Origin of the sequence: Janthinobacterium sp. FT14W (assembly GCF_009208755.1) — a bacterium.
In the GTDB taxonomy this organism is placed as follows: Bacteria; Pseudomonadota; Gammaproteobacteria; order Burkholderiales; family Burkholderiaceae_D; genus Janthinobacterium; species Janthinobacterium violaceinigrum.
In genome coordinates, this window is record NZ_WFLL01000021.1 from 30,838 (window position 1) to 52,204 (window position 21,367).

Consider the following 21,367-nt stretch of genomic DNA (forward strand, 5'->3'; position numbering starts at 1 on the left):
GGTTTGTTGCGTTGCACAATTCTTGTTCAGCTTGAAAAATTTAGATTCACCTGCTTTCCCAAACGGTACACGCAGCATCAAATTAACCAGATTTCGATTTTTTGGAGATTTATATGTTTTCAATTCCTGAGCAATTTTCGTCCGCTACCAAAGCCAACCTGGAAGCCCAGTTCGCCCTGTTCTCGTCGCTGACGGGCAAGGCCTTCGAAGGCATCGAAAAGATCGTCGAACTGAACCTGACCGCTGCCAAGGCAACCCTGGAAGAATCGACCGCCGCCGCCAAGCAATTGCTGTCGGCAAAAGATCCACAAGAATTCTTCTCGCTGAGCGCTGCTCAAGCCCAGCCTAGCGCAGAAAAAGCCATCGCCTACGGCCGCCACCTGGCTGCCATCACGTCCGGCACGCAAGCTGAATTCAGCAAAGCGGCTGAGTCGCAAATCGCTGAAACCAACCGCAAAGTCATTTCGCTGGTGGAAGAAGTCACCAAGAATGCCCCAGCCGGTTCGGAAAACGCTGTTGCCATCCTGAAAAGCGCCATCGGCAATGCCAATGCTGGCTACGAGCAATTCTCGAAAACCAGCAAGCAAGCCGTCGAAGCCATCGAAGCGAACCTGGCATCGGCCGTGAACCAGTTCACGCAAGCGGCTGAAAAAGTCGTGCCGCGCGCTGCCGCCAAGTAATTACCAAACGGCCGCTGCGGCGGCCGCTGTTACCAGCTCCTCCAGGCGTCCATCCCGTACTTCCCCGACGGATGCCATTATGCCCCGGCCCAGCTGGGGCATTTTTTATGCCCGCAAGCTTCCCGCACCTTCCTACTCCCCCAGATACGCGGCCTTCACGCGCGGGTCGTCCAGCATGGCGGCCGCGTTGCCGCCCATCGTGACCAGGCCGGAATCCATCACATAGCCGCGGTGCGCCGCCTGCAGGGCCAAGCGGGCATTCTGTTCGACCAGCAAGATCGTGATGCCTTCGGACGAGACCTTGCGGATCACCTCGAAGATTTTCTCGACCATGATGGGCGACAGGCCCATCGAGGGCTCGTCGAGCAGCAGCAGCTTCGGATGGCTCATCAGTGCCCGCGCCATGGCCAGCATCTGCTGCTCGCCGCCCGACAGGGTGCCGGCCATCTGCGCGGCCCGCTCCTTCAGGCGGGGAAACACGTCGAACCAGCGGGCGATATCCTCCTCGACACCCCTCGCATCCGCGCGCGTGTAAGCCCCCATCATCAGGTTTTCACGGATCGACATGCGGGTAAACACGCCCCGCCCTTCCGGCACCATGGCCAGCTTCCTTTCCACCAGGTGAAACGATTTCGTGCCCTTGAGCGATTCGCCCAGGTAGTTGATCGTGCCTTCGACCTTGCATTCAGGCAAAGTGCCCGTGATGGCTTTCAAGGTCGTCGTCTTGCCGGCGCCGTTCGCGCCGATCAGGGCGATCAGCTCGCCCGCATTCACTTCCAGATCGATGCCTTTCACCGCCTTGATGCCGCCGTAGGCCACGTGCAGGCCCGCCACCTTCAATATATTGCTCATGCGTGCGATCCCCCCAGGTAAGCCTCGATGACGGCCGGGTTTTGTTGTATTTCGGCCGGCAAGCCTTCCGCGATGCGCTTGCCATATTCGAGCACCGTGATGCGGTCGCACAATCCCATCATCAATTTCACGTCGTGCTCGATCAACAGCACGGTCTTGCCTTCGGCCTTGATTTTCACCAGCAACTCGCGCAGGGCCAGCTTTTCCGTCGCGTTCATGCCGGCCGCCGGCTCGTCGAGGGCCAGCAGTTGCGGGTCGGTGGCCAGCGCGCGGGCGATTTCCAGGCGCCGCTGGTCGCCATACGACAGGAAACGCGCCGTGCGGTTGGCGAACTGGGCGATCCCGACGAAATCGAGCAGCTCCATGGCCCGCCGGCGGATGGACGCCTCTTCCTCGCGCGCCGCCTTGTGGCGGAAGATGGCGCCGAACACGCCCTGGTGCGAGCGCACGTGGCGCCCCACCATGACGTTTTCCAGCGCCGTCATGTCGCCAAATAAACGGATGTTCTGGAAGGTGCGGGCGATGCCCGCCTTGGCCACCTTGTGCGGCGCGGATGGCGAATACGGCTTGCCGGCCAGCTCGAAGGTGCCCGTGTCGGGCTGGTACAGGCCCGTGATCACGTTGAAAAACGTCGTCTTGCCGGCGCCGTTCGGCCCGATCAAGCCGTAGATCTGGCCTTGCCGGATGGTGATGCCCACGTCGGTGAGCGCCTGCAAGCCGCCGAAACGCTTGTTCACGCCGGCGATATTGAGAATGATCTGTTCGCTCATGCCATCCCTCCCTTAAGCGGACACGACGCCGGTTGACTTGTTCGGCTGGTCCACATCGTGGTCGGGCCGGTCTTCGTGCTTCGGCGATGGCCACAAGCCGGCAGGACGGTTGAGCATGATCAACACCATGGCCAGGCCGTACAGCAGCTGGCGCAGCACTTCCGCCTCGATCACCACATGGCCGAACAGCGCCTGCTGGGCCGGCTCCACCACATGGCGCAGCACTTCCGGTATCGAGGCAAGGATCACGCCGCCGAGGATCACGCCGGGGATATGCCCGATGCCGCCCAGCACCACCATGGCCAGCACGGCAATCGATTCCGTCAGCGAGAACGATTCCGGCGAGACAAAACCCTGGAACGAGGCAAACATGGCGCCGGCCACGCCGCCGAACGAGGCGCCCATGGAAAAGGCCAGCAGTTTCACATTGCGCGTGTTGATGCCCATGGCCTTGGCCGCGATCTCGTCTTCGCGGATGGCCACCCAGGCGCGGCCCAGGCGCGAATGCTGGAGCCGCTTGGTGACGAACACGACGGCGATGCACAGGAACAGGAACAAAAAGTAATAGGCGTTCACGGACGGCATGGAAAAGCCGCCCACCACGACGGTGCTGTTGGTGCCCGCCTCGCCCGCCAGGTTGACGCCGAAGATGCGGATGGGATCGATCAAATTGATGCCTTGCGGCCCATTCGTGAAATTGATCGGGTCGTTCAAATTGTTCATGAAGATGCGGATGATCTCGCCAAAGCCCAGGGTCACGATGGCCAGGTAGTCGCCGCGCAGTTTCAGGGTGGGCGCGCCCAGCAGGGCACCGAACAGGCCGGCAACAGAGGCAGCCAGCGGCACGATGAGCCAGATCGACAAATGGATGCCGTTTTCGCGGATTTCCGGCCCCATCAGTTGTACCAGGGTCTCGCCCAGCACCGGGTATTGATTCACCACCGATTCGAGCAGGATGGCGAACTGGGGCGACGCCAGCAAGGCCGTCAGGTAGGCGCCCACGGCATAAAAGGCGATGTAGCCCAGGTCGAGCAGGCCGGCAAAGCCGACGACGATGTTCAAGCCCAGGGCCAGCATGATGTACAGCAAGGCCATGTCGATGATGCGTACCCACGAGTTGCCGAACTGCGCAGCAAAAAACGGGAACACCATCAGCAGCGCGGCCAGGCCCAGCATGCCGGCGTAGGCCTTGGCGGGATTCTTTTTTGCGTCGAAATCGAGTAGTGCCATGATTTAATCTCCCAGTTTCACATCAGGCACGGTCGGCCACTCTTTCGCCCATGATGCCGGACGGGCGCAGGGTCAGCACGATGATCAGCACGACGAAGGCAAAGATATCCTGGTAGTGGCTGCCCAGGAAACCGCCCGTGATGTCGCCGATATAGCCGGCGCCCAGGCTCTCGATAATACCCAGCAGGATGCCGCCCAGCATGGCGCCATAGATATTGCCGATGCCGCCCAGCACGGCCGCGCAAAATGCCTTCAGGCCGGGAATGGCGCCCATGGAAAACTGGATGGACGCATAGTTGGCGCCCCACATCACGCCCGCCACGGCCGCCAGCGCGGCGCCGATGGCAAAGGTGGCCACGATGACCTTGTCGGAATCGACCCCCATGAGTCCCGCCACGCGGGGGTTTTCCGCCGTGGCGCGCATGGCGCGGCCCATTTTCGTTTTTTCCACCAGCAACACCAATCCCCCCATCGACAGGGCGGCCAGGGCCAGCAGCAGCACTTGCGTTTGCGAAATCACGGCGCCCCCTATGTTGATGGGGTCGGTCGACAGCAATTGCGGGAAGGGCAAGGGATTGCGCGTCCAGATCATCATGGCAAAGGTTTGCAGCAGGATGGAGACGCCGATGGCGGTAATCAGGGGGGCGAGGCGGGGGGCGTTGCGCAGGCGGCGGTAGGCGACCCGCTCGATGATGATGTTGACCAGAATACAGATGGGAATGGCGCCGAGGATGGCGGTGGCCAGTTTCAGGTAGCCGGGCCAGTCCGGTACATAAATGCCCAGCAGCTTGAGGATGGTCAAGCCCACCATGGCGCCGATCATGAGCACGTCGCCGTGGGCGAAGTTGATCAGATTCAAGACGCCATACACCATCGTGTAACCGAGGGCGACTAAGGCGTACATGCTGCCCAGCACCAAGCCGTTAATGATCTGCTGGATGAATGTATCCATGATTGCCCTATCAAATATGCATTTTTCGGGAACAACTTCCACCAGAACATGGGGCGCTGATACAAAAACGGCACCGGAGGAAGAATTCCTGCAGTGCCATCCCTGGACCGTTCTCACCAGCATGGTGCACGCACTAAAAACGGGCGCACCCTTGCTTAGTCATAACGACAACATATTCAAGCTTGAGGCAATCATAACGATCTTTTGCAAAAACCAAGCTTGGAATAAAGCGATCATTTCCGAATTAAATTCGGTTTTGAGGTAACTATTTCATCGATATCCAGCTGCCATGCAGACTCAGGCGACGTCGCGCTTGATGCCATCGAGGCCTTTCGGCATCGGGAAGGTGACGGCTTCCTGCACGCCGTCAAGCGGGCGCACGCTCTTCACGCCGCACTCTTTCAAGCGGTCGATGACGGCTTGCACCAGCACCTCGGGCGCCGAGGCGCCGGCCGTGACACCCACGCGCAGCTTGCCTTCCAGCCAGGCGGGGTCGATTTGCGAGGCATTGTCGACCATGTAGGCAGGCGTCCCCATCTTGTCTGCCACTTCGCGCAGGCGGTTCGAATTCGAGCTGTTCGGGCTGCCCACGACGATCACCACTTCCACCAGCGGCGCCATGAATTTCACGGCTTCCTGGCGGTTGGTGGTGGCGTAGCAGATGTCGCCCTTTTTCGGCTCGGCGATATTCGGATATTTCTGCTTCAGGGCCTCGATAATGTCGCGAGTGTCGTCAACTGACAACGTTGTTTGCGAAACATAGGCCACGCTGTCCGGATTGGCAACCTGCAGTTTCGCCACATCGTCGAGCGTTTCCACCAGGTGCATGCCCATGTCGGCCTGGCCCATCGTGCCTTCCACCTCGGGATGGCCATCGTGGCCGATCATGATGATCTCGCGGCCTTCGCGGCGCATCTTGCCCACTTCCATGTGCACCTTGGTGACGAGCGGGCACGTGGCATCAAAAATGCTCAGGCCCCGCGATTCCGCCTCGGCGCGCACGGCTTTCGACACGCCATGGGCGGAAAACACGAGCGTATTGCCAGCAGGCACATCATCGAGGTCGTCGATGAAGATGGCGCCCTTGTTGCGCAAGTCCGCCACCACGTAGGCGTTGTGGACGATTTCATGGCGCACGTAGATCGGTGCGCCAAATTGCTGCAAGGCGCGTTCGACAATCTCGATCGCCCGGTCGACGCCAGCGCAGAAGCCGCGGGGCTGGGCCAGTAACAGTTCTTTATCCATCGCTATTCCTTCACAGCACCGAAATGAGCTTGACTTCAAAGCGCAGCGGCTGGCCGGCCAGCGGATGATTGAAGTCGAACAGGGCCGAGTCCTCGCGCATTTCGCGCAGCACGCCGGCAAAGCGGCCGCCGCCCGGCGCGGCGAAGTCGACCAGGTCGCCGATCTTGTAGTCGGCGCCCGGCACGGAATTCTCGTCCAGGGTGGCGCGCGAAACGGACTGCACCAGCTCGGGATTGCGTTCGCCGAAGCCTTCGCCGGCAGCCAGCTCGAACGTCTGGTGCGTGCCCTCAGGCAAACCCAGCAAGCGCTGCTCGAGGAACGGCGCCAGCTGGCCCTGTCCCAGCATCAAGGTCGCGGGATTGCCGCTGAAGGTCGTGACAATGTCAGTACCGTCAACAGTGGCAAGACGATAATGCAGGGTGAGGTAAGCCGCTTCGGTGACGACTGCTGGTTGCTCGTTGGACATAGTAGTTTTCAAGTAACTGGTGCAAAACGATATTGTAAGCCACCCTGAGCCAGCGCGCCCCATGCCATCTCGGCGCGGCCATGCTTTTGTCAAAAAACATGGCCGCGCAACACATCCGGCGTCGAATCAGCGAATCAGACGTTGACGTACGTCAACCCGCCCGCCGTGCTGGCATGATTGCCGAAGCCGGAGCTGTCTTCCAGGTTGCCGTCGAGCTTCCAGCGCCCCACGGGCCGGTGCACGATGCCGTACTGGCCATAGTCATACACTTCCCTGGGCGTCAGCACGCGGTCGTAGAGGATGACGTCCGACAACTGCCAGGCGGGCGCGCCCTGCTCCAGCGCATCCACGGTGCGGCCGATCACCAGGGGCGCGCCGATGGCCTGCACGAATGGCGTCGCCATCTTGCTGCCCTGCGACATCAGGAAATCGTCGACGTACAGGCTGATGGAACCATCATGCTTGACGGTGTAGGTGCAGCGAAACCAGCGGTTGGCGCTATCCACGTTCACGCCGTGGCCATTGTTATTGAAGCCCGCACCGGCACTGTTGCGCAGGAACAGGAACGTCTGGATATCCTGCGTCAGCAGCGTCCATCCTTTCAGGTTCGCCTGGCGCGCGACAAACGCCCCGCCCCGGCCCACCATCGTGGAAAATGCCTGCTGCCGGATGCAATACGACAGCGAAAAATCGGCGCTCTCGTAACGCACGGACGACGGCACGGTGAGCAGGAGGCCAGGCTGGAACTGCAAGGTTTTCTTGACGCCGAAGCAAGGCGTGGGCGGCGCCTGACGGACGGCGTCGTCGCCGCGCAAGGCGTTCCAGACGGCCTTGCGTCCGTTGCTGTAGGCCGGTGTCTCCACCAGGTTCAGACCGTCGTCTTGCATGGGTTTGCCGCCGTTCCAGTCCCAATAGCATGCCAGTTGCACGCCCGTACGGCGTATGGCGCTCAGCAAGGCGTGCAAGTTGTCTTGCCGTTCGGTATCTTGCAACGCCTGCTCCTGCTTTTCCGACAGGCAAAAACTGCCAAGGTAATACGGCTTGCCCAGGTCCCTGGCCGCGCGCTGCATCACTTGCAGGTAAGCGAGCGAGGACGAGACGAAGTCGGCCGGCAGATCCGCGCTGTTGTCCAGGGCGCTGCTCACATATTCATTACCCGGAAACAGGTTTTCACAAAGGCAGTCGACCGGATCCGGATTCATCAATGGCAGGGTTTCCGTGACATATTGCTGCAAAGAGCCTTGCCGGGGCCAGGTATGGGCAATGCCCGCGTTACCGGAAGAAATCATGCGCGCCAGGCCATCGTTATCACGCAGCAATTGCGCCGTCTCCTGGATAATTTCCCGGCAAGCGCTCAAGCTCATCCCCGTCACGCCCATCAGTTCCTGCGCAGCCATCCAGGCGGCGATGCCGGCGTGGTTGCTGTAGTGCTGCGCAAAAGCCTGCGCAAAGGCACGCATGTAGCGGCGTGTTTTCGACTGCGGATTGGCCAGTGCGACCCGCGCGGCGGCGGCCTGCTCGTCTTTTGTCGCGCCCGCAGGCCCGGCTTCGCCCACCAGTTGCGGCACGGCGTAGGGATTCCAGAACGGGCAGGCGATGATGCCGATGCCATTGGCCAGCGCGCAATCGAGCAGCGCCTGGATCGCGGCCCAGTATGCGGGCTTGATATTGAGCGCGGTCAGCGTGTTGTCGCTTGTGAAATCGGGCTTGCCAACGACCTCGCCCCAGTTCCAACCGCCCTCCTTGCCGTTGAAAGGCGCCAGCATCACCTGGAGGTACTTGAAGCCATTGGCGGCAAGATACGGCAAATCGGTGCTGTAATCGGGATTCTTCACGTCCGGATCGAGCGGCGCGGTAACGCTCCAGTTGCGGTGTTCCATATACGCGTGCGCATTGAGGCCGATGCCGCGGACCTTGCCCGTGTTGACGCCGGCGGCGTTGAACTCCTGCATGACTCCATTGATAACTTTGATATAAGGCATGACTACTCCTGTAAGACAAGTGGAAGACATTGAGTTCAGGGCCCTGACTCCCCGCCGCTACAACTTGCATGAAGTGCAACGACAGGCAAATGATAGCGCCTGAAAATGCGCCGGCCGGACATCTTGGCTTTTGTTTTTTTACTATGATTTACAGTGAAGACGAGCTAGCGCAGCATGGCCGTCCGGGGAAGGCGCGACAATCGTCGGCAGGCGCCACGACCGGGCGGGCGCGAACGGGAGGCAGCATGGGCATCAAGGATTGGCCGGCCGGCGAACGGCCGCGCGAACGCCTGATCGAGGATGGCGCGCAGTCGCTGTCGGACGCGGAATTGCTGGCCGTCTTCCTGCGCACGGGCGTGCGCGGCAAGAGCGCCGTGGAGCTGGCGCGCGACACGGTCGAGCACTTCGGCTCCTTGCGGGGCCTGTTCGGCGCCAGCCTCGTGAGCTTTTCCGCCGTACACGGCATGGGCAGCGCCAAGTTTGCCCAGCTGCAAGCCGTGCTGGAACTGGCGCGGCGCGCCATCATCGAGGACTTGCAGACGGGTCAGGCCCTCAATTCGCCGCACGCCGTCAAAGATTATTTGCGCCTGACCCTGGGCCACCTCGCGCATGAAGCGTTTCACGTGTTGTTTTTAGACGTCAAGAACCGCTTGATCACGACCCGGGAAATGTTTCGCGGCACCCTCACCCACACGAGCGTGTATCCGCGCGAAGTGGTCAAACAGGCGCTGCTGCACAACGCGGCCAGCGTCATGCTGGCCCACAACCACCCGTCCGGCACGCCGGAACCCAGCGAATCGGACTTGCTGCTGACGCGCGCGCTGGTGCAAGCCTTGGCGCTGGTGGACGTGCGCATCCTCGACCATTTCGTCGTGGCCGGCCGGCAAGTGCATTCATTTGCGGAACACGGCCAGATCTAGGCCGGCGCCGACCCTGTCACAGTTAACCATGTGTAAACAAGGACATACGTGGCGCTGGCGGGATGCTTATCTAGCAGTAAACACGTCGGTTTACCAGCATTTTCCCTATGAGGAATGGGCAAACCTAAATTTGTTAAATAAATCCACAACAACATGACACAATTGTTTTTCGCAAGTCATTGATAAATCGGCTTATTTTGGATATACTCTCGTTTTTCCAATTTGGAATATCTTTAAGGAGTGCGCCATGGCACGTGTTTGCCAAGTCACTGGGAAGAAGCCGATGGTCGGCAACAATGTTTCCCATGCAAACAACAAAACCAAACGTCGTTTTTTGCCTAACTTGCAGAATCGTCGTATTTTTGTTGAATCTGAAAACCGCTGGGTCTCCCTGCGTTTGTCCAACGCCGGTCTGCGCGTCATCGATAAAGTCGGCATCGACGCCGTATTGGTCGATATGCGCGCTCGTGGCGAAAAAGTCTAATTAGCAGAATAAGGGAGCTATCATGGCAAAAACAGGCCGCGACAAAATCAAGTTAGAATCGACCGCCGGTACGGGTCACTTCTACACGACCACCAAAAACAAGCGTACGACGCCTGCGAAAATGGAGATCATGAAATTTGATCCTAAAGCACGCAAGCACGTAACGTACAAAGAAACCAAGATCAAGTAATTGATATTGTGTTCTGCAAAAAGAGCCGCTCGATGAGCGGTTTTTTTTCGCCCTGATTGTTAGCCTGCCCACTCTTCTAGCCTGCCCACTCCCGCTTTGCCAGGACGAAAAAAAAGGCCCCGCGCTGCGGAGCCTTGATTGGCAACGGCCTTCCTATGCGTAGCTGCGCAGGCGCAAGGAGAAATCTTGCAGCGACTTGATGCCCGACGCTTCGGCGCGCGCGCACCAGTCTTGCAGCTTGTGCAGCAATTGCTCGCGCGTAAAGTGGGAACGCTCCCAGATGGCGCCCAGTTCCACGCGCATGTGGTGCATGGTTTCCAGCGCCTTGCTGTGCTGGAACAGTTCCGACAGCTGCTCGTGATGCGCATCGGCCAGTTTGCCCGGCTCGCGCTGCATCAGCTTGCGCGACGATTTCAGGAAGCGTTTTTCCAGCTCGGCCTTGTGTTTCAGGTGCTCCAACTCTTCCTTCCAGGCATGCTTGATCGATTTCGCGTACTTGGCCATCACATCGTAACGGTTGGCGATGACTGACTGCAAGGTCTCGAAGTCCGCCTCCTGCTTGCCGTGCGAAAACTTCGGTGCCGGCGCCAGCTTCTTCACCTTGGCCATGCCCAGCATTTCCAGCGCGCGGATATACGCCCAGCCAATATCGATTTCATACCATTTCGACGACAACTTGGCCGACGTCGCATACGTATGGTGATTGTTGTGCAACTCTTCGCCGCCGATCAGTATGCCGAAGGGAATGATGTTGGTGGCCGCGTCCGCGCAGTCGTAGTTGCGGTAGCCCCAGTAGTGGCCGATGCCGTTGATGATGCCGGCTGCCGTAATGGGGATCCACATCATCTGCACGGCCCACACGGAAATGCCGATCACGCCGAACAGGATGAAGTTGATGACGAACAGCGAGACCACGCCCAGCCAACTGTATTTGGTATACAGGTTGCGCTCGATCCAGTCCGTCGGCGTGCCGTGGCCATACTTGGCCATGGTTTCCATGTTCTTCGATTCAGCGCGGTACAGCTCGGCGCCTTCCCAGAAAACTTTCTTGATGCCGCGCGTCACGGGGCTGTGCGGATCTTCTTCCGTATCGCACTTGGCGTGGTGCTTGCGGTGGATGGCTGCCCATTCCTTGGTGACCTGGCCCGTCGTCAGCCACAGCCAGAAGCGGAAGAAATGGCTGGGAATCGCATGCAATTCCAGCGCCCGGTGGGCTTGGTGGCGGTGCAGGTAAATCGTGACGCTGGCGATCGTGATATGCGTGACCACCATGGTGTAGAGGAAAATTTGCCATGCAGACAGATCGGTAATGCCAGTTGCCATGAACTGCAAAACGTCGTGTAAAACGGAACTCAATGTCATTACTACTACTCCAAGTGGACAGGGCATGCGCACGGTCGCTCCAGTGACTCTGGAGGTCCGGCAGAGTTAATTTTAGGCGTGATTGTACGCCCTAATGGGTGCGGTCAGGCAAAAACGGAGGCAGGCAGCGAGGTTAAGGCTGGGTGCCGGAGGGCGCGGACTCACCGTCTGCCGCGCCAGCGAGCGGGGCAGGAGGCGTACCAACAATACGCAATTCGCGTTGCGGAAACGGTACAGTGACCTTATGTTCCTGCAAGGTGCGCCAGATGGCGCGGTTCACATTCGACTTCACGCCGCCGGTGCCGTTTTCCGGGTCCGCGATCCAGAAGCCGATCTGCACATCGAGGCCGTCGGCGCCGAAACGCACGAGGGTGGCCGATGGCGGATTGCTTTGCGCCACACGCGGCACCTTGGCCGTCGCCGCTTCCAGCAAGGGGAAGATGACATCGAGATCCGTTTCATAGCCAACCGACACGGCCGTCGACAGCCAGACCATGCGATTGCTCAGCGACATGTTCTGCACGCCACCGGAAATCAGCATTTCATTGGGCACGATGGACTCAACGCCATCGCCACCCAATAATACAGTATAGCGCGTATTGATTTGCGTGACCTTGCCGGTAAATTGACCCACCGTAATCATGTCGCCGATGGTCAGGCTACGGTCGAGCAGGATGATGAAACCGGACACGAAGTTCGCGGCGATCTTTTGCAAGCCAAAGCCCAGCGCCACGCCGAAGGCGCCGCCAAACACGGACAGCACCGTCAGGTCGATGCCTACCAGCGACAGGCTGACCAGCACGGAAACGAGGATCAGCACGGCGCGGCCCATGCGCGACAGCACCACGCGCAGGGAGGTGTGCAGACCCTGCATTTTCATCAGGCGCTCGTCGAGCGAGGTGCCGGCCCACATGGCCAGGACCAGCAGCACGGCCACCGAAATCGCGGCTTGCAAGATGGCAGCCACGGACACCTTGTTGCGTCCCAGCGGCACGACGATGCTTTCCAGGAATTCATGCAATTCCGGCCACAGGCCCGTGATATACAGGGCCATGCCGGCCCACACCACGACGGTAAAGATCTTTTCCAGCAACAACATGGTCGGGCTGATGTCGCCGTGGCGGGCAAAAATGCGGCGCAGCACATAGAACCCGAAGCGCACCAGCGCCATCGACGTGCACAGGGGAATGGCAATGCTGAGCAGGTTCACGGACTGGAACTTGGCCAGGAAATGTTGCGCAATGCCCAGCAGCATGGCCGCCAGCACGGGCGTCAGGATGCGAATAAAGCTATCCGTGCGCTGCAAGGTTTCCGGCGTGGCTGGCGTGGCCGCCGCTTCCGCCCGCTGGTGCAGGAACACGCGCAACTGCCGCACCAGCAGCCAGCTCAAGGCCAGGCAGGCAATGATTGCCAGCGCCTGCCACAGGATGGCCGGTTGACGGAAATCATCGACAAAGTCAGTGATCAGATTCAGCAGTGGGGTTTCATTCATGGCGGAGGGGGTCCGGAAGGTGGAGCGGAAGTGGTACGGATGGGCTGTTAACCCATGCGCCAGGCTGGCTGGCGGCAGTGCAAGGCCGCCGCTGCGGCTGGCAGCGGCGGCCCTTGACAGGCTTACTCGGCTTGGTCGGCGTCAACGTCGTCGGCCGGCTTTTCATCGGCGTAGACTTTTTTCGGCATGACCTTGCGCTCGAACACGGCAGCAAAGAAGCCGTCGGTCTGCTGCAGGTGCGGCAGCAATTTCAGATAGTCGCCCATTTCCAGCTCGATCTTCTGCTCGGCCAGCACCTTGTGCATCGGCACCAGGGTGAAGTCCGGATGCGCGGCCAGGAATTGCTCGGCGATCTGGTCGTTTTCTTCGTTCAGGAAACTGCAGGTGGCGTACACCAGGCGGCCGCCCCCCTTGACCAGGCGCGCGGCGCCGGCCAGGATGGCTGCCTGCTTGGCTTGCAGCTCCACGATGGAGTTCGGCTGCTGGCGCCATTTGACGTCGGGATTGCGGCGCAGGGTGCCCAGGCCGCTGCACGGGGCATCGACCAGCACGCGGTCGATCTTGCCGGCCAGGCGCTTGATCTTGGCATCGCGCTCATGCGCGATCTGCACCGGATGCACGTTCGACAGGCCGCTGCGGGCCATGCGCGGCTTGAGCTTGGCCAGACGCTTTTCCGACACGTCGAACGCATACAAACGGCCCGTGTTGCGCATCAGCGCGCCCAGCGCCAGGGTCTTGCCGCCCGCGCCGGCACAGAAGTCGACCACCATTTCGCCGCGCTTGGCGCCGACGATCTGCGACAGGATCTGGCTGCCTTCATCTTGCACTTCAATGGCGCCGCTCTGGAACAGGGGCAGGTTTTGCAGCGATGGTTTCTTGATCACGCGCAAGCCCAGCGGGGCATATGGCGTCGGCGTGCTGAGGATGGGCGCTTCGGCCAGGGCCAGCATCACGTCTTCGCGCGTGGCCTTGAGCGAATTGACGCGCAAGTCCAGCGGCGCCGGCGCGTTCAGCGCATCGGCCAGCAGCATGGTTTCCGCTTCGCCGAACTGGGCGATCAGCTTGTCGAACAGCCATTTTGGCATGTTGGCGCGCATGCTGGCCGGCATCAGGCTGCGGTCGATCTGCTTGATGCGCTCCAGCCATTCCACTTCTTCTTCCGTCAAACCGCCCAGGGAGTCGGCGCCCACCGCTTCGGCCAGCCCGAGAATGGTCAGGCGGCGCATGGTGGGGCCATTGCCCGCTTCGGCGAAGTCCGTGAAGAACGATTTGTTGCGCAGGACGGCATAAATGCCTTCGGCGATGGCGCCGCGTTCGCGCGAACCGAGGCGCGGATGGTCGCGGAAATAGCGCGACAGGGTGGTGTCGGCCGGGGCCGTGAAACGTAAAATTTCGCGCAATACTTCTTCAGCATTGGCAAGTATCGCTGGTGGCAATCTCATTGTTATTTTTCCTGTAATATTTTATTGAGGGTCCACGCGGACCTGGCCATGCTCGACTGACAGTTTATCGTCAATGAACAGGCGGATGGCGCGCGGGTAAAGCAGATGTTCCTGTACCAGCACGCGCGCCGATAAGCTGTCTTCTGTGTCGCCCGGCAAGACGGGGACTGTCGCGCTCGCCACGGCCGGGCCATGGTCTAGCTCGGCAGTCACGAAATGCACGGTCGCGCCGTGTTCCGTCACGCCCGCCTCGAGCGCCTGGCGGTGTGTCGCCATGCCCGGGAACAGCGGCAGCAGCGACGGGTGGATATTGAGCATGCGCCCCGCGTAGTGGTCGACGAAGGGCGGCGTCAGGATGCGCATGAAACCGGCCAGCACGACCAGGTCGGGGGCGAAGCCGTCGATCACGGCCTGCAGCGCCGCATCGAACTGTTCGCGGCTGGCATAATCCTTGTTGGCAACGACTGCCGTCGCTATCCCATGTTCCGCGGCAAAAACCAGTCCCTGGGCGTCGGCCCGGTTACTGATGACGGCGGCAATACGGGCTGGCCATTGCTCGGCTTGCGCCGCGCGCACAACCGCTTCCATGTTGCTGCCGCGTCCGGAAATGAGGATAACGATATTTTTCATAGCGCGCATTGTACCCGCTATGGCGACGCGAATCTAGAAAGGCCGGCATTATTGTTGCGGCGCAACATGAGCGCCGGCGCGCCGCAGCCGCCCGGCAATGCCGGTTTTTACCTGCGCGGGAGGCCGGTTTTTGGGCGCCGCGGCAAGAGTAAGTATTTACTCGAATGAATAGAAGACGCGGAACGGCACTTTCTTCTCGGCCCAGTAGTCGGCCGCGTCGCGGAACACATCGAGCAGGATCTCGCGCGCTTCCTTGTCGAATTTTTGCGTATTTGGCAATTGCTCGAGCACCACCAGGAAACCCGTTTGCGTGCCGGCCTTGTACATGGTGTCCGTCAGGCACAGGCGCAGGGCATCGAAATTCTTCGCCAGATTTTTCGGAAACAGGAATGCTTCTGCAATAATGCCGATGACTTGTTGTTTGGTCTGTCCAGCGTTGCAATGCGCATATAAAAAGTGCTGCCCGAGACGGATCGCCTCGTCTTGTAATTCGGTCACGCGAAAGGCACGGATGGACTGGACAAGGTTGGGCGGCACGGTTAGTAACAAACTCATTTTTCCCTCAAATCGACCTGTTATGTATGGATCTGTTTAAGTAATCCCCAATAAATTATTGTGATTTCCAGCTTCCATAACCGGCGCTCTGCGGCGTTGCCCACTGCCAGCAGTGCTCGCACTGCGTCGCAGCGGACGCCTTGCATAGCATCCGGTTCTCTTCGTTATAAATTCACAATATTTCCCTGAGCATTACTTAGCTGCTCGTCTTATTGCATCCCCGCACGCGGGTCAATGCGCACGCGGTGATTCGATCTGTATCAACTTTTATGCGATTCAGTGCGATTTTATATAAGCCATACGCGTATTAGGGTAACGTGTTGTCCTGCATGAATCAACCCGAATATGATGTCAAACGCAAGATTTGTTACAAACCGCTGGTTTCAAGTCACTTCAACATCTTGTATCGATTGAAAGTGCATGTTACAGACTGTGGGGCAAGGGGCTTGGGCTGTTACATTTTGTTGCCACGCGAAACACTTGCCGCAGGCTGGCGGGATTACTATAGTCCCAAGTTGTAAAAAATACCCTGAAAGATTCTCTACATAATGAGGTTAGAAATGAACTTGCAAGCCAAATTGATGATGTCAGCCCTTTGTATCGGTGCATTGCCACTCGCCCAGGCCGCCGACTTTGAAGATTTCGGCAAGGTCGTGCGCGTCGTGCCGCAAGTGGAACAGATCAATCGTCCACGCCAGGAATGCCGTACGGAATACGTGCAAGTGCAGGCGCCGCCGCAACAGCGCAGCGCGGGCGGCTCCATCGTGGGCGGTATCGCCGGCGCCCTGCTCGGCAGCCAGGTAGGCGGCGGCAATGGCCGCACGGCCGCAGCCGCGGCTGGCGCGATTGCCGGCGCCGTCGTCGGCGACCGCGTCGACAACCAGAACAATTACCAGGGCGGCGTGCAGGAACAAGCCGTCAAGCAATGCCGCCAGGTCGACCACTGGGAATCGCGCAACAATGGCTACCAGGTCACCTACGACTACCGCGGCCGCAACTACACGAGCATCATGTCCTACGATCCGGGCGAGCGCATCCGCCTGCGCGTCTCGATCGAGCCTGCTCAACAGTAAGGCCTGACATAAGCTGTCGTTGCACAGCAATTTAAAATGCCGGTCCCGGTCGTTCTCATGGGGCCGGCATTTTTTATGGCGCACCGGCGCGGGCTATAATGCGGCACACTTTCAGGCCGCCTTATGCTTATCAAACGAAAATCCATCGAACAAGTCGAATCCTCGCGCCCTGCGCGCAAGCCCCGCTACGCCCCCGTCACCCTGTCCGAAATGGATGGCGTGCGCTATCTGCATTTCGGCACGGAATGGGTGCAGGGCGCCATGCGCATCCGCAAGCCGGACTGGCCGGAGCTCGAATACGCGCAGCAGATGATGGCGTGGATGCTGTGGATCGAGCAACCGCAGCGCCTCGCCCAGCTGGGCCTGGGCACGGCCGCGCTGACCAAGTTCTGCTACCGCCAGTTTCCGCAGGCACAGGTCGAAGCCATCGAACTGAACCCCTCCGTCATCACCATCTGCGCATCGATGTTCAAGCTGCCGCCCAACGACGCGCGCCTGCACGTGCGCGAGATGGACGCGCTCGACTACGTCAACGACGAGGCCAAGCACGGCACCCTGGACGCCCTGCAGGTGGACCTGTACGACGCCACGGCGCGCGGTCCCGTGCTCGACAGCGCCGAGTTCTATGCCGCCTGCTGCGCCTGCCTGGCGCCGCACGGCATCATGACGGTCAACCTGTTTGGCGACCATCCCAGCTACGCAAAGAACATCAAGGCGATGAAGTTTGCGTTTGAACAGGTGATCTGCCTGCCGGAAGTCCATGATGGGAACGTGGTGGCGATCGCTTTCAAGACGAAAGTGGCACTCGATACCGCAGCGCAAGCCGTCCTGCTGGAACGGGCCAAACAGATCGTCGCCGAGACCAAGCTGCCCGCCAAGACCTGGGTCAAGGGCATCGCCAGCACCTTGTAACCGCCGGCACGTCCATGCAAGGCCGGCAGCCCTGAAAGGCACCGGCCATGCCCGCTTCCCCTCCTTCGCCTGCCGACACGCCGCTGGAACTGCCGCAACTGCTGGCCTGGCTGCAGGAAGACGGCCTGCTCGATGCGGCGCAAGCGGCCGCCATCGGCGCGCAGGCCGCCCGGCTGCCGGCGCCCGCCTTGCATCCGCTGTGCAGCATCGTCCACGACGCGCTCACGCTCGACACCCTGTGCGCGTGGCTGGCGCAACGCGCCAGCCTGCCGTACATGCGCATCGATCCCCTGCACATCGATTTCAGCCAGGTGGCCGACGTCATGACGGCCGGCTATGCGGCCCGCTTCAACATCCTGCCCGTGGAAAGCACGCATGACCGCATCGTCATCGCCACGGCCCAGCCCTACGCGCTCGCTTGGCAGGCGCAGCTGGGGAATCTGGCGCCGCGCAAGCTGAGCCTCGTCATCGCCAATCCGCTGCACATCGCCGATGCCATTGCGCAATTTTTCAGCCTGGCCAGCTCCGTCAAGGTGGCCCGCCAGGCCTCCACGCAAGACCTGGCGCTGCGCCACAATTTCGAACAGCTGGTGGAACTGGGGCGCAACAAGGCCAGCCTCGACGCCAACGACCAGCACGTGGTGCGCATCGTCGACTGGCTGTGGCAATACGCGTTTGCCCAGCGCGCGTCCGACATCCACCTGGAACCGAAGCGCGATGCGGGCCTCGTGCGCCTGCGCATCGACGGTCGCCTGCACCAGGCCTACCAGCTGCCGCCCGTGGTCTTGCTGGCCATGACGGCGCGCATCAAATTGCTCGGGCGCATGGACGTGGTGGAAAAGCGCCGCCCCCAGGATGGCCGCATCAAGACGCGCAATGCGCAGGGGCAGGAAATCGAGCTGCGCCTGTCGACCTTGCCCACGGCCTTCGGCGAAAAGCTCGTCATGCGCATCTTCGACCCGGAAATCGCCGTCAGGGGCCTGTCCGAGCTGGGCTTCCCGCCCGCGGACGCCGAACGCTGGCGGCAACTGACGGCACGCACGCACGGCATCGTGCTGGTGACGGGCCCCACGGGCTCGGGCAAGACCAGCACCCTGTACAGCACCTTGAAGGCGCTGGCCGGCAGCGAAGTCAATGTGTGCACGGTGGAAGACCCCATCGAAATGGTGGAACCGGCCTTCAACCAGATGCAGGTGCAAACCCAGGCCGGCATCGAACTGTCGTTTGCCGACGGCGTGCGGGCGCTGATGCGGCAAGATCCCGACATCATCATGGTGGGCGAAATCCGCGACCTGGCCACGGCCGAGATGGCCATCCAGGCGGCGCTGACGGGCCACCTGGTACTGTCGACCCTGCATACCAACGATGCGCCCTCGGCCGTCATGCGCCTGCTGGAACTGGGCTTGCCCGCCTATCTGCTGGAAGCGTGCCTGATCGGCGTGCTGGCGCAGCGCCTGCTACGCTGCCTGTGTCCGGGCTGCAAGCAGCCGGACGCGGGCCCCGGTGCCGCGTCCTGGCAACGCCTGACGGGCGGCCAGCTGGAACGGCCGGAAGCCACATACCGCCCCGTCGGCTGCGCCCAGTGCCGGCACAGCGGCTACCTGGGGCGTGCCGGCATCTATGAACTGCTGAGCGTGACGGAAACGTTCGGCCAGCTGGTCAAGGCAGGCGCCGACCTGCACGCGCTGCGCCGCCAGAGCATCCTCGACGGCATGACGCCGCTGCGCATCGCCGGCGCGCGCAAGATCGTCGATGGCACGACCAGCATCGACGAAGTGCTGAAGCTCACGGCAGCCCTGCATTAGCGGGCCTGCACTTTCTCGCATGAATGCTTTGCATTCTTTTTCAACTGATATATAATGCGGCCTCTTTCGGGTCGTTAGCTCAGCTGGTAGAGCAGCGGACTTTTAATCCGTTGGTCGCAGGTTCGAATCCCGCACGGCCTACCACGAATGCGCAGTACTAAAAAGCCAATCCTCCGGGATCGGCTTTTTTCGTTTCCGGCCTCCGGTTATACTGGGCCTTCGTCTTGCCAGCCCTGAAAGCAACGCATGAAACTTGCCGCCGCCCTCCTCCTGGCCACCGCCTGCCTGTCCGCCCAAGCGCAATCGCCCATCGTGCTCGACGGCCAGTACAGCGCGCGCACGGACGAGATGAGCCTGGAGATCATCGGCAAGCGCGTCTGTTTCGCGCCCGACAAGGCGCAGTGGGGCCGCCTGCCCCGCCCTGCCGCCACGCACGATGCGTGGTTTTGCTTCAGCAACGACGCCGAGGCGCGCCGCTTGCTGCGCGTGCCTGCGCCCCAGGCCGATAATTGCGGCTGGCAAGCCCGCGCGCGCATCATCATTGATATGTATCAACCGTATGTGGAGCAAGGCGACGGCAACGACATGGCGCGCCTGGCGTCGGTCGTCAAAGTGGCGCAACCGAACGCCATCGCCTGCGAATAAACGCTAGCCCAGTTCGTATTCCTGCAGATACCGGGCAAACAGTTCCCCGTCGGCCAGCGGGCAGGCAAACCCCGCGCCCCAGTCGGCCAGCAGCAACTGTTCCCTCAGGGGCAGCAGCATCAGTCCGGGCATGCCATCGCTGCACCACAGGTCGCACACGATGCCCTTGTCATCCAGGCCGGCAAACAGGGTTTCCGTGCCGTCGCCGCCGAAGGCCAGCACGTTCTTGCATTCCACGCGGTAACTGCCGTAGCCCGTGTAGACGGCGTCGTAGGGCGGCAAGACCTCGGCCAGCGCCAGCCGCAGCTGCCCGGCCGTCATGCCCAGGGCGGACAGCGGCGACGGCGGCGCCTCGATCACATACATGTCCGTCCAGCCGGCGCCACTGCGGTGCGCATCGGCAAACGCCTGCTGCTCGCCCATCTGGCCCAGGCAGTGCTGCAAGTTATCCAATGGCAGCAGTTCAATCATGCAAAAATCGTCTTCGTGATAATAGGCTTCGCGCATGCCTTAATTCCCCAGCAAATCTTGCAGTTGCGCATTGCGCCGCGCCGTCAGCAGGCCGGCCCAGGTGTCGCTGGTGACGGACGGATAGCGCACGGCGCCGAAGCTGATCCAGGCATCGCGGTATGCCAGCCACAGGCGCTGGGTGGCGCGGATGCCATCCTTGCCCACGGCGCCCGCATAGGGCTCCGTGGGCTTTTTCATGAGCTTGCCGTAGATGGCGTTGAGCTCCTTGTCGAGCGCCGCCAGCTGCGCCTTCGACAGGGCCGGCGGCAGCTTGCCCCCTTCGTATTCGCGCACGTCCCGCGCCAGCAGATCAAGCTCGGCCGTGCGGGCGGCAATGCTCAGGGCGGCGCGCGCCGTGCCGCTCAAATCCGTTTCATTGGCCGCGCGCGCATCGGCAAACTTGCCTACGGCCGCCTGCAGCTTTTGCAGCGACGCCTGCGCCGCGGCCGGCATGGCTTCGCTGGCCTTGCCTGTTGCCTGCGTGCGCACGCGCTGTTTCTGGCGCGCATCGATGGCGCTGCACACGCCCATCATGTAGCCGCTGGTGATGTCGTCGCACAAGTCGATCATGCCCCGCCCGCTGGCATTGATCTGCTGCAAGTGTTCAATGCGGCCCTGCATCTCGGCCGGCGCCGCATCGATGCTGCACGCATACTTGAGCGCCAGCTGCGGGTCTTTCTGCACGCCCTGTCCATTCTGGTACAACATCATCAGCACGGCGCTGTTGTGCGTGGCCATGGCGCAATGGCGCACGGGACGCCAGTCGGCCGGCTTGGCCGAGGACATACTCTTGGTATCGTAATACAGGTCCGTCGCCTGGCACTGCTGCAAGGCCGCCACGGCGGATGGCGCCGGCAGGTCGGCCGGCGGCGGCGCCGCATCCCTGACCTTCAGGCAGCCCGCATACCAGGCCGTGCTTTCCGCGTGGCCCACGCCCATGGCGCTGGTATTCGGGTACGGGGCGGCGGCAGCGGCAAAGACCGGAGCGGCCAGCAGGCAGTTCGCGCCCAGCAAGATCGTTTTCAATAAGGGTAGACTAATTTTCATGGTCGGCCAGCGCCAGCGTCAGTAAAACAACAAGTTTAACTGATCGGCCACGACGTCCCCGCCCGATACATGGCGGTCCCGCCTGGTAAGTTACGGTACACGGCCTTGGCAGTGGAGGAAACG

Annotated in this window: 23 protein-coding genes and 1 tRNA gene; 10 read left to right on the plus strand and 14 right to left on the minus strand. The window is 61.1% G+C overall.

Annotated elements, in window-relative coordinates:
* The first annotated feature begins 113 nt into the window (after positions 1-113).
* Positions 114-680, plus strand: a complete 567-nt coding sequence (locus tag GCN74_RS15375) for a phasin family protein (RefSeq protein ID WP_046685995.1) — start codon at positions 114-116, stop codon at positions 678-680.
* Positions 681-812: 132 nt separating this feature from the next.
* On the opposite strand, the gene GCN74_RS15380 is transcribed toward GCN74_RS15375, so the two are convergent.
* The 4 genes from GCN74_RS15380 to GCN74_RS15395 are packed head-to-tail and all read right to left on the minus strand — an operon-like array spanning position 813 to position 4,484.
* The gene (locus GCN74_RS15380) at positions 813-1,532 is read right to left on the minus strand and encodes an ABC transporter ATP-binding protein (RefSeq protein ID WP_152257495.1); all 720 of its coding nucleotides are present in this window, start codon (positions 1,530-1,532) and stop codon (positions 813-815) included.
* Positions 1,529-2,302: an ABC transporter ATP-binding protein gene (locus GCN74_RS15385; RefSeq protein ID WP_152257496.1), complete on the minus strand. Its 774-nt coding sequence runs from the start codon at positions 2,300-2,302 to the stop codon at positions 1,529-1,531. The genes GCN74_RS15380 and GCN74_RS15385 overlap by 4 nt, the downstream gene beginning before the upstream one ends.
* 12 nt (positions 2,303-2,314) lie before the next feature.
* Positions 2,315-3,532 carry an ABC transporter permease subunit gene (locus GCN74_RS15390; RefSeq protein ID WP_152257497.1) on the minus strand — a complete coding sequence of 406 codons (1,218 nt, stop codon included), beginning with the start codon at positions 3,530-3,532 and terminating at the stop codon, positions 2,315-2,317.
* A 22-nt stretch (positions 3,533-3,554) separates the two neighbouring features.
* The gene (locus GCN74_RS15395; protein ID WP_034785168.1) at positions 3,555-4,484 is read right to left on the minus strand and encodes a branched-chain amino acid ABC transporter permease; all 930 of its coding nucleotides are present in this window, start codon (positions 4,482-4,484) and stop codon (positions 3,555-3,557) included.
* On the opposite strand from GCN74_RS15395, the gene GCN74_RS15400 reads away from it, so the two are divergent.
* On the plus strand, positions 4,483-4,749 hold the full coding sequence (locus tag GCN74_RS15400) for a hypothetical protein (protein WP_152257498.1): 267 nt from the start codon (positions 4,483-4,485) through the stop codon (positions 4,747-4,749). The two genes, GCN74_RS15395 and GCN74_RS15400, sit on opposite strands and share 2 nt — an antisense overlap.
* A 32-nt stretch (positions 4,750-4,781) precedes the next feature.
* Here the strand turns inward: GCN74_RS15400 and ispH are convergent, their stop codons facing one another.
* The 3 genes from ispH to GCN74_RS15415 all read right to left on the minus strand — a co-directional run bounded on the left by ispH (position 4,782) and on the right by GCN74_RS15415 (position 8,177).
* A complete protein-coding gene (gene ispH / locus GCN74_RS15405) occupies positions 4,782-5,729 on the minus strand; it encodes a 4-hydroxy-3-methylbut-2-enyl diphosphate reductase (RefSeq protein WP_152257499.1) in 948 nt (315 codons plus the stop codon).
* 10 nt (positions 5,730-5,739) lie between these two features.
* Positions 5,740-6,195 carry an FKBP-type peptidyl-prolyl cis-trans isomerase gene (locus GCN74_RS15410; RefSeq protein ID WP_070224501.1) on the minus strand — a complete coding sequence of 152 codons (456 nt, stop codon included), beginning with the start codon at positions 6,193-6,195 and terminating at the stop codon, positions 5,740-5,742.
* Between the two features lie 134 nt (positions 6,196-6,329).
* A complete protein-coding gene (locus GCN74_RS15415) occupies positions 6,330-8,177 on the minus strand; it encodes a LamG-like jellyroll fold domain-containing protein (RefSeq protein WP_193317102.1) in 1,848 nt (615 codons plus the stop codon).
* A gap of 245 nt (positions 8,178-8,422) precedes the next feature.
* Between GCN74_RS15415 and radC the strand changes: the two genes are divergently transcribed.
* The 3 genes from radC (at position 8,423) to rpmG (ending at position 9,771) form a co-directional block, all read left to right on the plus strand.
* Positions 8,423-9,097: a RadC family protein gene (gene radC / locus GCN74_RS15420; protein WP_152257501.1), complete on the plus strand. Its 675-nt coding sequence runs from the start codon at positions 8,423-8,425 to the stop codon at positions 9,095-9,097.
* Between the two features lie 247 nt (positions 9,098-9,344).
* Complete coding sequence (rpmB, locus tag GCN74_RS15425; RefSeq protein WP_010400928.1) at positions 9,345-9,581, plus strand: 50S ribosomal protein L28; 237 nt, start codon at positions 9,345-9,347, stop codon at positions 9,579-9,581.
* Positions 9,582-9,603: 22 nt separating this feature from the next.
* Positions 9,604-9,771 carry a 50S ribosomal protein L33 gene (rpmG, locus tag GCN74_RS15430; RefSeq protein ID WP_093384732.1) on the plus strand — a complete coding sequence of 56 codons (168 nt, stop codon included), beginning with the start codon at positions 9,604-9,606 and terminating at the stop codon, positions 9,769-9,771.
* Positions 9,772-9,924: 153 nt separating this feature from the next.
* On the opposite strand, the gene GCN74_RS15435 is transcribed toward rpmG, so the two are convergent.
* The 5 genes from GCN74_RS15435 to GCN74_RS15455 form a co-directional block, all read right to left on the minus strand.
* Entirely contained in the window at positions 9,925-11,094 is a 1,170-nt protein-coding gene (locus tag GCN74_RS15435) for a fatty acid desaturase (protein ID WP_413541546.1), read from the minus strand.
* A gap of 172 nt (positions 11,095-11,266) precedes the next feature.
* Positions 11,267-12,625 (minus strand): mechanosensitive ion channel family protein, encoded by a 1,359-nt coding sequence (locus GCN74_RS15440; protein WP_152257503.1) that lies wholly within the window; start codon positions 12,623-12,625, stop codon positions 11,267-11,269.
* Positions 12,626-12,747: 122 nt separating this feature from the next.
* Complete coding sequence (locus GCN74_RS15445) at positions 12,748-14,067, minus strand: RsmB/NOP family class I SAM-dependent RNA methyltransferase (protein ID WP_152257504.1); 1,320 nt, start codon at positions 14,065-14,067, stop codon at positions 12,748-12,750.
* 21 nt (positions 14,068-14,088) lie between these two features.
* On the minus strand, positions 14,089-14,697 hold the full coding sequence (purN, locus tag GCN74_RS15450) for a phosphoribosylglycinamide formyltransferase (protein WP_152257505.1): 609 nt from the start codon (positions 14,695-14,697) through the stop codon (positions 14,089-14,091).
* A 156-nt stretch (positions 14,698-14,853) separates the two neighbouring features.
* The gene (locus GCN74_RS15455; protein ID WP_152257506.1) at positions 14,854-15,252 is read right to left on the minus strand and encodes a barstar family protein; all 399 of its coding nucleotides are present in this window, start codon (positions 15,250-15,252) and stop codon (positions 14,854-14,856) included.
* Between the two features lie 560 nt (positions 15,253-15,812).
* On the opposite strand from GCN74_RS15455, the gene GCN74_RS15460 reads away from it, so the two are divergent.
* From GCN74_RS15460 to GCN74_RS15480, 5 genes are all read left to right on the plus strand, one after another.
* Entirely contained in the window at positions 15,813-16,325 is a 513-nt protein-coding gene (locus GCN74_RS15460; RefSeq protein WP_034747447.1) for a glycine zipper 2TM domain-containing protein, read from the plus strand.
* A gap of 123 nt (positions 16,326-16,448) precedes the next feature.
* Positions 16,449-17,237 (plus strand): spermidine synthase, encoded by a 789-nt coding sequence (locus GCN74_RS15465; protein ID WP_152257507.1) that lies wholly within the window; start codon positions 16,449-16,451, stop codon positions 17,235-17,237.
* A 47-nt stretch (positions 17,238-17,284) separates the two neighbouring features.
* Complete coding sequence (locus GCN74_RS15470; RefSeq protein WP_152257508.1) at positions 17,285-19,042, plus strand: GspE/PulE family protein; 1,758 nt, start codon at positions 17,285-17,287, stop codon at positions 19,040-19,042.
* 68 nt (positions 19,043-19,110) lie between these two features.
* A tRNA-Lys gene (locus GCN74_RS15475) sits at positions 19,111-19,186 on the plus strand.
* Positions 19,187-19,288: 102 nt separating this feature from the next.
* A complete protein-coding gene (locus GCN74_RS15480) occupies positions 19,289-19,687 on the plus strand; it encodes a hypothetical protein (RefSeq protein WP_152257509.1) in 399 nt (132 codons plus the stop codon).
* Between the two features lie 3 nt (positions 19,688-19,690).
* Here GCN74_RS15480 and GCN74_RS15485 read toward each other — a convergent pair whose 3' ends face one another.
* A complete protein-coding gene (locus tag GCN74_RS15485) occupies positions 19,691-20,194 on the minus strand; it encodes a hypothetical protein (RefSeq protein ID WP_152257510.1) in 504 nt (167 codons plus the stop codon).
* Positions 20,195-20,197: 3 nt separating this feature from the next.
* Entirely contained in the window at positions 20,198-21,244 is a 1,047-nt protein-coding gene (locus tag GCN74_RS29310; RefSeq protein WP_226939062.1) for a lysozyme inhibitor LprI family protein, read from the minus strand.
* Positions 21,245-21,367 lie beyond the last annotated feature (123 nt).

What these genes read in the sequence shown, in the direction of transcription:
- GCN74_RS15375 (WP_046685995.1), top strand. Translation starts at nt 114, where the DNA reads ATGTTTTCAATTCCTGAGCAATTTTCGTCCGCTACCAAAGCCAACCTG.
- GCN74_RS15380 (WP_152257495.1), bottom strand. Translation starts at nt 1,532, where the DNA reads ATGAGCAATATATTGAAGGTGGCGGGCCTGCACGTGGCCTACGGCGGC.
- GCN74_RS15385 (WP_152257496.1), bottom strand. Translation starts at nt 2,302, where the DNA reads ATGAGCGAACAGATCATTCTCAATATCGCCGGCGTGAACAAGCGTTTC.
- GCN74_RS15390 (WP_152257497.1), bottom strand. Translation starts at nt 3,532, where the DNA reads ATGGCACTACTCGATTTCGACGCAAAAAAGAATCCCGCCAAGGCCTAC.
- GCN74_RS15400 (WP_152257498.1), top strand. Translation starts at nt 4,483, where the DNA reads ATGATTGCCCTATCAAATATGCATTTTTCGGGAACAACTTCCACCAGA.
- GCN74_RS15395 (WP_034785168.1), bottom strand. Translation starts at nt 4,484, where the DNA reads ATGGATACATTCATCCAGCAGATCATTAACGGCTTGGTGCTGGGCAGC.
- ispH (WP_152257499.1), bottom strand. Translation starts at nt 5,729, where the DNA reads ATGGATAAAGAACTGTTACTGGCCCAGCCCCGCGGCTTCTGCGCTGGC.
- GCN74_RS15410 (WP_070224501.1), bottom strand. Translation starts at nt 6,195, where the DNA reads ATGTCCAACGAGCAACCAGCAGTCGTCACCGAAGCGGCTTACCTCACC.
- GCN74_RS15415 (WP_193317102.1), bottom strand. Translation starts at nt 8,177, where the DNA reads ATGCCTTATATCAAAGTTATCAATGGAGTCATGCAGGAGTTCAACGCC.
- radC (WP_152257501.1), top strand. Translation starts at nt 8,423, where the DNA reads ATGGGCATCAAGGATTGGCCGGCCGGCGAACGGCCGCGCGAACGCCTG.
- rpmB (WP_010400928.1), top strand. Translation starts at nt 9,345, where the DNA reads ATGGCACGTGTTTGCCAAGTCACTGGGAAGAAGCCGATGGTCGGCAAC.
- rpmG (WP_093384732.1), top strand. Translation starts at nt 9,604, where the DNA reads ATGGCAAAAACAGGCCGCGACAAAATCAAGTTAGAATCGACCGCCGGT.
- GCN74_RS15435 (WP_413541546.1), bottom strand. Translation starts at nt 11,094, where the DNA reads ATGGCAACTGGCATTACCGATCTGTCTGCATGGCAAATTTTCCTCTAC.
- GCN74_RS15440 (WP_152257503.1), bottom strand. Translation starts at nt 12,625, where the DNA reads ATGAATGAAACCCCACTGCTGAATCTGATCACTGACTTTGTCGATGAT.
- GCN74_RS15445 (WP_152257504.1), bottom strand. Translation starts at nt 14,067, where the DNA reads ATGAGATTGCCACCAGCGATACTTGCCAATGCTGAAGAAGTATTGCGC.
- purN (WP_152257505.1), bottom strand. Translation starts at nt 14,697, where the DNA reads ATGAAAAATATCGTTATCCTCATTTCCGGACGCGGCAGCAACATGGAA.
- GCN74_RS15455 (WP_152257506.1), bottom strand. Translation starts at nt 15,252, where the DNA reads ATGAGTTTGTTACTAACCGTGCCGCCCAACCTTGTCCAGTCCATCCGT.
- GCN74_RS15460 (WP_034747447.1), top strand. Translation starts at nt 15,813, where the DNA reads ATGAACTTGCAAGCCAAATTGATGATGTCAGCCCTTTGTATCGGTGCA.
- GCN74_RS15465 (WP_152257507.1), top strand. Translation starts at nt 16,449, where the DNA reads ATGCTTATCAAACGAAAATCCATCGAACAAGTCGAATCCTCGCGCCCT.
- GCN74_RS15470 (WP_152257508.1), top strand. Translation starts at nt 17,285, where the DNA reads ATGCCCGCTTCCCCTCCTTCGCCTGCCGACACGCCGCTGGAACTGCCG.
- GCN74_RS15480 (WP_152257509.1), top strand. Translation starts at nt 19,289, where the DNA reads ATGAAACTTGCCGCCGCCCTCCTCCTGGCCACCGCCTGCCTGTCCGCC.
- GCN74_RS15485 (WP_152257510.1), bottom strand. Translation starts at nt 20,194, where the DNA reads ATGCGCGAAGCCTATTATCACGAAGACGATTTTTGCATGATTGAACTG.
- GCN74_RS29310 (WP_226939062.1), bottom strand. Translation starts at nt 21,244, where the DNA reads ATGAAAATTAGTCTACCCTTATTGAAAACGATCTTGCTGGGCGCGAAC.